The 9,492-nt window shown below is 33.2% G+C and carries 14 protein-coding genes; all 14 read right to left on the bottom strand.

Annotated elements, in window-relative coordinates:
• Positions 1-66: 66 nt before the first annotated feature.
• On the bottom strand, positions 67-636 hold the full coding sequence (locus EA412_03610; GenBank protein TVR81106.1) for a hypothetical protein: 570 nt from the start codon (positions 634-636) through the stop codon (positions 67-69).
• 133 nt (positions 637-769) lie between these two features.
• Positions 770-994 carry a hypothetical protein gene (locus EA412_03615; protein TVR81107.1) on the bottom strand — a complete coding sequence of 75 codons (225 nt, stop codon included), beginning with the start codon at positions 992-994 and terminating at the stop codon, positions 770-772.
• Positions 995-1,039: 45 nt separating this feature from the next.
• Positions 1,040-1,681, bottom strand: coding sequence for a hypothetical protein (locus EA412_03620; GenBank protein TVR81108.1), 642 nt, complete (start codon positions 1,679-1,681; stop codon positions 1,040-1,042).
• A 38-nt stretch (positions 1,682-1,719) separates the two neighbouring features.
• Positions 1,720-2,133 carry a hypothetical protein gene (locus EA412_03625; GenBank protein TVR81109.1) on the bottom strand — a complete coding sequence of 138 codons (414 nt, stop codon included), beginning with the start codon at positions 2,131-2,133 and terminating at the stop codon, positions 1,720-1,722.
• Positions 2,134-2,250: 117 nt separating this feature from the next.
• The gene (locus tag EA412_03630) at positions 2,251-2,844 is read right to left on the bottom strand and encodes a hypothetical protein (protein ID TVR81110.1); all 594 of its coding nucleotides are present in this window, start codon (positions 2,842-2,844) and stop codon (positions 2,251-2,253) included.
• A gap of 582 nt (positions 2,845-3,426) precedes the next feature.
• Entirely contained in the window at positions 3,427-3,537 is a 111-nt protein-coding gene (locus tag EA412_03635) for a hypothetical protein (protein ID TVR81111.1), read from the bottom strand.
• An 18-nt stretch (positions 3,538-3,555) separates the two neighbouring features.
• Positions 3,556-4,053: a hypothetical protein gene (locus EA412_03640; GenBank protein TVR81112.1), complete on the bottom strand. Its 498-nt coding sequence runs from the start codon at positions 4,051-4,053 to the stop codon at positions 3,556-3,558.
• Positions 4,054-4,167: 114 nt separating this feature from the next.
• A complete protein-coding gene (locus EA412_03645) occupies positions 4,168-4,884 on the bottom strand; it encodes a serine/threonine-protein phosphatase (GenBank protein ID TVR81113.1) in 717 nt (238 codons plus the stop codon).
• Positions 4,871-5,413, bottom strand: coding sequence for an FHA domain-containing protein (locus EA412_03650; GenBank protein ID TVR81114.1), 543 nt, complete (start codon positions 5,411-5,413; stop codon positions 4,871-4,873). The genes EA412_03645 and EA412_03650 overlap by 14 nt, the downstream gene beginning before the upstream one ends.
• Positions 5,414-5,422: 9 nt before the next feature.
• Entirely contained in the window at positions 5,423-6,307 is an 885-nt protein-coding gene (locus tag EA412_03655) for a hypothetical protein (protein ID TVR81115.1), read from the bottom strand.
• An 86-nt stretch (positions 6,308-6,393) separates the two neighbouring features.
• The gene (locus EA412_03660; protein TVR81116.1) at positions 6,394-7,071 is read right to left on the bottom strand and encodes an FHA domain-containing protein; all 678 of its coding nucleotides are present in this window, start codon (positions 7,069-7,071) and stop codon (positions 6,394-6,396) included.
• On the bottom strand, positions 7,064-7,759 hold the full coding sequence (locus EA412_03665) for a LytTR family transcriptional regulator (protein TVR81117.1): 696 nt from the start codon (positions 7,757-7,759) through the stop codon (positions 7,064-7,066). The genes EA412_03660 and EA412_03665 overlap by 8 nt, the downstream gene beginning before the upstream one ends.
• 260 nt (positions 7,760-8,019) lie before the next feature.
• Positions 8,020-8,448: a hypothetical protein gene (locus EA412_03670; GenBank protein ID TVR81118.1), complete on the bottom strand. Its 429-nt coding sequence runs from the start codon at positions 8,446-8,448 to the stop codon at positions 8,020-8,022.
• Positions 8,449-8,559: 111 nt separating this feature from the next.
• Positions 8,560-9,492 carry a type IX secretion system membrane protein PorP/SprF gene (locus EA412_03675; protein ID TVR81119.1) on the bottom strand — a complete coding sequence of 311 codons (933 nt, stop codon included), beginning with the start codon at positions 9,490-9,492 and terminating at the stop codon, positions 8,560-8,562.

Consider the following 9,492-nt stretch of genomic DNA (forward strand, 5'->3'; position numbering starts at 1 on the left):
AATTTGGTGGAAAAATAGACAATTTTATGGTTTAAGTTAATATCAATCTCACTAAAACTAACTTCATTATTTTTTATCGGTTAAAATAAGGGCACAATTAATGTTCAGACCGAAAATGTATGCATGCGCTTTATTTATCCAATGAGTAAACACTATCCTATTTCCTCTTTTGAGGATCACTTTTTCAATTTTACTGTTGGACAGGCTTTGCATCGCGTATTGAGTTTCAAAAAGAACAGAAGAGTAAAAAATAAATTTCCTGCCTCTGTCTTCACTATTCATATTGGGTAATGTGAGTATTGAATTGTTTTCCAGATGCAATTCTATAACATCCTTACTACCAAAAAAATGGCCTAAGGCTGGATTGATCAATTGATCATCAAATACAAATGAGATGACAAATCCGTGATTATCTTCCAGCTCTTGAATATAATAAAATATATTCGGGAACAATCGGCTTTCATCTACTATTTGCTGTATTTCGGACATGCTGTGGGTAATAGCGCCACTGGACATATCAAAGTATCTGGTCCAATCAAAAATAGTGAGACACATATCATTTTGCGCTTTTACACTATCGGTGCAAAGAAAGGGAATGCAAAGAATAATTGCTAAGGTGGTCAATAGTTTTTTCATGGTGAAAATTATTCTCAATTGTTTACGATTTGTTTGTCTAAAATAGCCTCAAACTCCGCTTTAGTAAGCAACAATAAAAGAAGCTTTCTTGGGTCAAATAACAGGGCATACCTACCCATAAACGCATTACACCTCAACTGACCAAACTCCAAACACAAGTGCCAAATACCAGCATCACTACTATTACAAAACATCCCACAGCAGCCTGATCATCATCCCTCGTAAAAATCCGGACTATATAAAAAAGGATAATTAAGAAAATCGCAGCGATGATTAATCCAAAGCCTGAATCACCATCAAGTGATAAATATGGGTCTCTGAATCCACTATAGCTGTCACCAAATTGAAGGAATGGCATACTTAGAAGAATAGTCGTCATTTTGAATTTTTAAAATTTAAAGATTTACCAATTTCGGATTCTAAAACCATATTCCCGCTGCATAAAATCATTCAGGGCGCTCATATTTAACTGTGAAAAGGGAACTTCAAGACCTATGGCTGGCTGATAGCCAAAATCAGCTACTAAGGGGAACTCGATAGCTACAAAACCAGATCTGTTGACAGACCAGTCTACCATTAGGAAGCCACTTTGCTGGGTAATGGAATAAGGAATCAGATAATAATAATCCACTCTGTGTTCGCCGAAGGTTTCCTTCACTAGCTCATCCCTGATTTCCACCTCATGAGCGAACAGAAGCTGTAGCTCCTGCTCACTATTAGAGGTGACAAAATACAAGCGCTTGATAGGGTGTTCGGCCCGGACTTGATTTATTGAACTGAGTAACAATACTCCATAACCATTCAGACGGTGATGCTCTGCCGAGTTAGCACCAAACGCATAATCATACTCCACCATGCGATCAACTATTCCTAGGAATCCATATAATTTGGCAGATTCTTTATATCGCTGAGATATTTGATGGGTTGTAACCATTCCCTCCTGTACACCCTGTCCAAAACCATAAATCTGTACAGATCTCTCCTGTGCTGAAATCACCAATGGAAAAATGGGGAGTATTAGCAGTAATATTAAATAGTTTTTCATCTCGTAGTTTTTTAGAATTTTTAGATTCAACTAATAAATCAATAGCCCCCTAATTTTATTAATAAATTAATCTGATATTCCAATAGGTCACTTTTGATTTGGTTTGAAATTAACAGCTGATCATGGTACTCTGGAAATGTCCAGGTCAGTTTATGGTTACCATATGTTGGACTTGCGAAGTCCCAATTTATTATGATGTCATTCCAATTTTGAGTAAAAATCATAGTTGTCCTTCCCTTTTGATTTAAATATTCTAAAACTAGAGTCTCTGCTGTGATTTTGATTATTTTCAGAGGAATACCCCCTTCGTCCTTTGTGGCATCCACTAATATTTTATATTTTTGATACATTCCACCCTGACTGCGAATTCGATCTTTTTGGTCGCTGGAATCATTATTAAAGGCAACCACAAAATAGACCAAAACAGATACTATAATTACCAAAACTAGCATAGAAGTTTTATTTTAGGATGAATAATTTTTATATAAACCAATTGATTGTTTTACTATATATGTGTCTAAATTTTAATTTTCAATCTTGTTTTTTTAACCTTATATGGATGGATTTGATCACCCTCTATACCATTGAGGGTCATAAAATGTATTTTTCATAACCTCCCTAAAGAATGGGTAGAAGCAAATTTTATCCTCAACTTCACTACTGAAAATAAAGAGATAGGAGTAGTTTCCCTTAACAACCACATAGATTAGACCTGCCATTAAGTATTTTTCATTTAAATTATATAATGTGTATTCAAATTCAATCTCTTTAACTGGAATGTTTTTTATTCTCAGGTTTCTTATAGTGTTTTTATCCATTTCTATACCAGCCATTCGAATAAGATCATAAATCATATTCTCTGCTATCTGATGTGCATTCCTAACAAAGAAACCATTTCTGTTTTTTACTATTCCTGCTGAGGCTTTACCATTTCGCTCTGCTAGTGCTACAATAACAGCGTTTTGGTTTTCTAATAATATTATCCAACTGTCATTAAAGGGCATTTTAATTCCTTCTGAGTTGCTGGTATACAAATAGTTAGTGGTGATTACAGTATTGTTTATAGTTCTGCAATTCTGCCCTTTAAGATCAAATATTATAATCGGCGAAACAGATAACAACATTAGAATTAAACCTATTCTTATTGTAATTTTAAAAATCATTTTAATGGTTTGAATTAAATTAAATAAATTAGTTTAAAAATGTTATTAAAAGTATAATCAACTTAAATTACAAACTACTTCAGCTCCTAAGCTAGTACTGTTACCCGACTTTTGGCTACAGTCATTCAGAAGGAGGAATTGATTGGATAAGGAGTGGGGAATCATCGTTTCTTCCGACATTGCTCTTCCCAAATCGTTTTGGGCTTCATGAACTGGATCCAAAATAATGCAACTAGTAGGATAAGAAACCCAAATACTCCCCAGCTATCTTTAATACGATTTATTTCGCCAGCCCAAATGACACAATAGATAGTTATTCCAATTCCTAAGAAAAAAGGTAAAATTTAAAATCCTGAATGATTACCTTCATTCATATTTTATTATTTTAAAAGTTTATATTTAAATTCCTTAAAAGTCATACTGCTGTATCGAAAACCTTCTCTTTATTCTGTGATTCCCATGATTTGAATATATCACTTTTTATAGACATATTATGATTTAAATAGGAATCTAAAATTGAATCATAAAAGGATCGTCTTTGTTGAATTCTAGTATAGAATATGCTTCACCCAATTCAACAAACTACTCCTGTGCATAATTTAAATTTGAAACAGCCGGATGATAAAGCTTTGCCATCTGCTTGTAAGCCTTCTTAATGTCATCTTGCGAGGCATCATCAGATATACCCAAGATAGAATAATAATTTTTTGATTAATACCAATTAATATCTTCAAAAAGACTTTCATCATATTGAAGAGCTATATTTTTCCAATACAATGCCTCATCATGATTACCCTCCTCATATTTAATATGGCCAAAAAAGTAATATGACAATCCAATAAATGCCCCCATTTCATCTACATAGTCTTTAGTAGATGAAGGTGTATAATTAGGCAACAAAACGAGAACCGTTTTTTTGATAAGGGGAGTAGCATTCTCATAATTTTTATTTAGGTAATTATATCCACCTAAAAAGAGATTTGCCTCCAATTGGTCTGGATGAATTTGAATAACTTCCTTGAACCTAACTTGCGCTTCAGGAAAATTACCATCTTTAATTTTTCTTATTCCTATTTTAGTTTGAAGCTTTATGTCATTAGGATTCCTTGAAGATTTATAATCATCGATTTTATTTCCTGAAAATCGGAAAAATGATATCCCAATATAAATAATTATAAAGCTTACTATTCCAATTACAATACTTTCCATAATTTTTTAATTTTTTAATTTTTTATTATTAAGTTAATTGTTACCCATAAACATCCCCTTAAAGTGTTGACACTTTTATAAAAAATACAGTAAACTTTTATTTTTAAAGGATTATTAAATCACAGCCAATACACAGCTGTTATTGTCTTTACTATACTCCTGACAAACTCGTCTTATGGTCTCAAATGATTCTTCCACAGACACGGTATTATTTGCCAGTATTTTAATCATTTCATTATTACTAAAATTTTCAAGAACCCCGTCTGAACAGATTAATATTATATCTTCCGATAGCAATAGAGTCTTTTTTGCGAATTTCATATCTGATTTAGATAAATCAATATCTGAACTCAGCACTTTGGTTACCCTATTCTTCATAGGATGGGATCGCATTTCTTTCTCAGATGATAAAACACCAATTTCAAAGAGATCCTGAACCAAAGAATGATCTTTTGATACCCAGGAAGCAGCTGTTTTTTTGCTATAATAAAACAATCTACTATCTCCCAGATGGTAAAAATAACCTGCACCTTGATCTATATAAACCATAGCTATTGTAGTGCTTAGTTGTTTATGAATGCTCCCGGCAGCTCTTTTCAATTTATCAACTAAATTTTTTATTATGCTACTAAATTGCTCAACAACTTCTTTTGAATCAAAGTCTTTATAATTCTTCTCAAAATAATCAACCACTAATCGACTTGCAGCAGCACCATCCCCAGATCCCCCAACTCCATCGCAAACAATTAATAATTTTTGGTCACCTGATATCCAAACTGCGTCCTGTTGAGACTCCCTTTTTCCTTTTTGACAAAAGCTAAATATTTTCATAAACTTTATTTGTAGTTAGTTCTCGATAAAGAATAAAACTGTTACCTACTTTAATGATATCACCGTTTGACAGGTAAACTTCTTCGTCAGGACTTAATTCTTTATCGTTGAGTAAAGTCTTATTTGTACTATTTAAGTCATGTACTAAATATCTTTTCTTTCCATTTTTTAAATCTATGGAGCATTTAATAAAACAATGCTTCCTGGAAATATAAGGATCTTCAATTACTATTCTTTCGGTAGAAAAACCTTTGCCTCGCTCTCTGCCAATAATATAATCTTTAGGCTCAAGATTCATAATTTTGATTACGGACTTATCTTCCTTCATTATTCTTAATTGACTTGCACCTGAACAAATTAAAGAGGGAGTTAGGAATGTTGTATCCTCATCTGATTTGATCCTGAAATCATATTCAAATTTCTCATTACAACGATTGTTTGAACACTTAAGGAAAACTTTTTTTCCACTAAGCCTCTTTGCATTTTTTAATTCAGATTTTTGTCCACAATGAGGGCAGCTTATAGTCATATTTATTTTTTAGAGTCCAAATGAGAATTCATTGTCAAATTCATCGATATCTGGAAATCCATCAAAGAATTGATCTAAATTACTATCCTCTGTACCATATATATCAGAAGACTTTTCCGGGCTAAGCGAATCCATAGTAATAGGATCATTAATAGTTCCTGCATTACTATTAGAATTAGAGTCCAAATTTGAACCTCCCATATCAATAACGGTTTCAGGCTTGTCCAAAATTTCTTCATTTGAAGAGGGTTCTTTAATAAATGAATCCACCTTTAAGACCAAATCAGGATTACCGTCATTAGTTACATCAAGTTGAATAATGCTTACTTCTCCAATAAGATCGGGATTGTCAATGGTTATTTTCAGAATTTTGGAGTCCGTATATTCAGTAACAATACCTGATCCCGGTTCAACAATATTAGAGTTCTCTGAATCAATTAAATCATTCACCTTTTGTGAATAAGCTATTTTATTTTCAGCAGACATGGCCTCCCACTCTTCTTTTAAGTAGGTGTTATAATAAGTTCCATTCCATTCAAATATTCCTCCGGCACCTAATTCACTTCTGGCGTCATGAAAAGCATCGCTAAAAGTTGATTTATTCGAAACCATACCAATACTGTCACCCGGATCGATACTAATGTAAGGGTCTCCGCTTTTTTCAGGAACAATATCATCTGCACCTCCTTCCATTGGGCTTGTATCACCGGCAAGTAGAGAAGTAGAATTAATCTTTGATGCAGAAACAAAGGCTAAACCTGACAAAAAACCAACTGCTAAACCACCTTTACCTCTATTTTCTTTTATCCAGTTAGCAAATCTTCCCTTTATCGGAACTAAAACCTTTTTGGAATTATCATTACTTTGTATTCTGGTTTGATCTGTTGTATTCATGTCATATGATTTTATACTACAAATGTATTATGAAGGTATTGAAGGTAGGGAAAAGAATGTATGAAGTACCACGATCATTGTATGAACTAATTTTCAGGGTTAAATTTTGCATTGCATTGATTATTTGGACAATGACAGAGGTCTTCAACCATGATCAGATGCATGTTAAGAAATGAAGTTTTACATTTTGGGCATCGTAACACTCTCTCATAACTAACTTTTAATTTTGCTATTTCTCTGTTTCTTTTTCCTCGTGAAACGGAAACCAAGCCACTAATAATCGTAAGGGCACTCATCCCAATAATCATCGGGTAGAGGTATTTGTGGTCTATTTGATCATAAAAGAGAACAAACAGAACGATAAAAATTAAAATCAATCCTAATTTGATAAAAAGAGGTCGTTTAGGAGCTTCCTGAAGCTTGTCAAGTTTCTGCTGAAAGACATTAAAATGTTCAAGCATAAAATTATACTCTCTATGAAAATTACTTTTCCTGTCTTTATAAATCCTAAACAAATCATCAAAAAAAGAAGTGTTATTTACGGTATTATCACCAAATCGGATTTTGTCTCTGGCACTAATCTTTACTCTTTTAATCCGATTATCGTTTTGAAAAGTACCATTTCTGGATTCCTGATCAATGAGTAAAATATCGTCATAATAGTGCACTTCAGCAATGGCATGCTTTCTACTCACAGTATCGTCGGGTATGACAATATCATTTTCCTTGCTTCTGCCTATCGTTATTGAAACCACTTCATCCATAGGAAAACAAATTTTTCTTTAACCTGGCTTCCAATGATTTGGATACCTCTAGTGATTTTTCACTTTTGTGAAAATAAATACGGTTCGCATTTATTTTTTTAACTGACGTTTTGTTAATTATTAAAGATCTGTGGATCCGTTCAAAAGCTAAATTCATTTCCATCAAATCTGAATAAGTGCCCAATTGCCTGGTAAGTACCATATTCTTACCATTCCGAAACTGAATTAATGTATAGTTTCCTGCAGCCTGGATATATATAATATCTCTTACGTTTAAATTAAAAATACCCTCTGGAGTTCTCACTGAATATTTTCCTTCACCGTGATTAATGTATGAGGAGAATTTTTTATATGAAAAAATTATTTGTGAAGAGAGCACCGGATAAGGCTCAAAGTGAAACACACCAATTTGCCAGGCCGTCAGGGCATTATCTGGATTGGAAAAGAGGACAATCTTTAAATCGGGGTCGTGATTACTGTAGTATTTTAACCAGTTTATGATTTCGATATTAAGATAATCTGACAAAAAATAAATTAGTCCTTTTATGTTCCTCTTTTCAATCAGCCCTTCTAAATCTTTTATACTAAATGGAAAAAGAAGTTGAATTCTTTTTTGACTGGAGAAGTGCAGGTCTTTAATATGCTCTTTTAGACTTTCGCCCTCTTTAAAAAAGATCAGGTTTTCCATTAAATAGGATTTAAATTATCAGATAAAGGTAAACAAAATAAAAAAATATCCTTTAAAAATCCTCGGAAAACCTAGGAGGAATATTTTGCCAACATTCAAAGTCTATTTTGAAATATTTACGCAAGAAAATTACAAACAAATTGCTTCCCATATAAACCTTCCTAGTATCATACATGAGTATGATCGAACATATAGTGCCTCCGTGAAGTGTTTGAAGTAACTATTTTGATTTACAGATTAAATTTTTATCAATTTTCCTCTTACAAAAATTTATAATTCTCTCTTTCAGGTTTTGGAGCTATTGGTAATACTATATCTACTATTTCACTGTCTCTCCACAATAAACCTGCTGCAATATAACCCTGAGGATCTTTGAAAATGGATATACCTTGAATTTGATTGCTCTTAATAATGTGATATAGCTTAAAACCATTAGAATCAACAAAAATACTTTTACCTTCAGGCATACCATTATGCCATCTTGCGTAAAGCCTCGAACCGTTCTTAAAATGAATAATTCCTTTACCGGAAGGCTCTCCATTACTGAAGTAGCCGGTAAATATCATTTCATTTTTAACTATGTAAACACCTTTCCCATTAATGCAGTCACCCTCAACACATTGTGCAGTAAGGCTATTGATAAAAAATACAAATGAGAAAAGTAATGAACTAATGATGAGATTTTTCATAACGTTTTTTTAAATTACAATTCAAAAGTACGTTATCAAAAAGCCGGCATGTGAAAATTATGTATCAATCAAGTGAATAGCTGTATAAAGCAAAAACACAAAAAAAACTAATTATCGAAGTTCAAAAACATAGGAAGTATAAAACTCTATACCGGGGCCTGCAATGGTTCTAAAAGTACCCATTTGGTAAGACCCTTTTAAGCCTATCCTAAGCATTCCATCTTGAACAAGATTTTTTAAAGCACTTCTACTATCAAATATGAAGCCTACCTGTACAAATGCTTCACCTACTGTGGAAATCCCAGCAGCGGCCCAATAATGATCGATCATTTCAAATCTAAAAGAACCCATCGCATGTACTCCTTTTTGAAAAGAAAAGATAAACATGAGGTTAGGCTCTAAAAAATAACCGGCTCTTTGAGGAAGTGATCGATAGCCTAAATGTAAGGTAGAGTGCAGACCGGATTGTATTGTTGTAAGTCCTATTGCGTCACCTCTGCGGTTGAATTCAGCAAAATCATTAGAAATGAGGTTGTTTACTGAAAAACCAATGTAATAATGACTTCTTGTGTAAGCTTCCTTATCACTAACACTTATGTAGAATATACCCACATTAGAATTAGGTCTGAAGAGATCCGATATTTCGTCGATATCAATAGTCAGTGAATTGGGATCATAAGCTGTAGCGTTAGACAAATCTACCTGAAATTTTGAAAAAGATAAAGCTAATCCAATCCCAAGTACATCTCTTCTATTGCCAAGTATTTGTGGCCTAAATCGATAGTTATAAGTCAAAGTACCTCCAATTTTTTCAATGGGTCCAACAGCATCTCTTTCCAAAAAGCCACCTACTGCGGATTTAGTTTCTAAAAAAATTCCCTTTGCGAATGGATATTGAAATGAAAGATTAGAATACTGCGGGGCATCATCAAATCCAATCCAATCTTGCCTATGAGTTAAAGACAATTCAGTTGAATTCCACTTAGCTGTAAGAGCAGGATTCCAAACAAAGCCGGTTTCGTAATATGAACTCCATGAAGGCAA

The organism is Chitinophagaceae bacterium (assembly GCA_007695095.1).
GTDB lineage: Bacteria > Bacteroidota > Bacteroidia > Chitinophagales > REEL01 > REEL01.

What these genes read in the sequence shown, in the direction of transcription:
- EA412_03610 (TVR81106.1), bottom strand. Translation starts at nt 636, where the DNA reads ATGAAAAAACTATTGACCACCTTAGCAATTATTCTTTGCATTCCCTTT.
- EA412_03615 (TVR81107.1), bottom strand. Translation starts at nt 994, where the DNA reads ATGCCATTCCTTCAATTTGGTGACAGCTATAGTGGATTCAGAGACCCA.
- EA412_03620 (TVR81108.1), bottom strand. Translation starts at nt 1,681, where the DNA reads ATGAAAAACTATTTAATATTACTGCTAATACTCCCCATTTTTCCATTG.
- EA412_03625 (TVR81109.1), bottom strand. Translation starts at nt 2,133, where the DNA reads ATGCTAGTTTTGGTAATTATAGTATCTGTTTTGGTCTATTTTGTGGTT.
- EA412_03630 (TVR81110.1), bottom strand. Translation starts at nt 2,844, where the DNA reads ATGATTTTTAAAATTACAATAAGAATAGGTTTAATTCTAATGTTGTTA.
- EA412_03640 (TVR81112.1), bottom strand. Translation starts at nt 4,053, where the DNA reads ATGGAAAGTATTGTAATTGGAATAGTAAGCTTTATAATTATTTATATT.
- EA412_03645 (TVR81113.1), bottom strand. Translation starts at nt 4,884, where the DNA reads ATGAAAATATTTAGCTTTTGTCAAAAAGGAAAAAGGGAGTCTCAACAG.
- EA412_03650 (TVR81114.1), bottom strand. Translation starts at nt 5,413, where the DNA reads ATGACTATAAGCTGCCCTCATTGTGGACAAAAATCTGAATTAAAAAAT.
- EA412_03655 (TVR81115.1), bottom strand. Translation starts at nt 6,307, where the DNA reads ATGAATACAACAGATCAAACCAGAATACAAAGTAATGATAATTCCAAA.
- EA412_03660 (TVR81116.1), bottom strand. Translation starts at nt 7,071, where the DNA reads ATGGATGAAGTGGTTTCAATAACGATAGGCAGAAGCAAGGAAAATGAT.
- EA412_03665 (TVR81117.1), bottom strand. Translation starts at nt 7,759, where the DNA reads ATGGAAAACCTGATCTTTTTTAAAGAGGGCGAAAGTCTAAAAGAGCAT.
- EA412_03670 (TVR81118.1), bottom strand. Translation starts at nt 8,448, where the DNA reads ATGAAAAATCTCATCATTAGTTCATTACTTTTCTCATTTGTATTTTTT.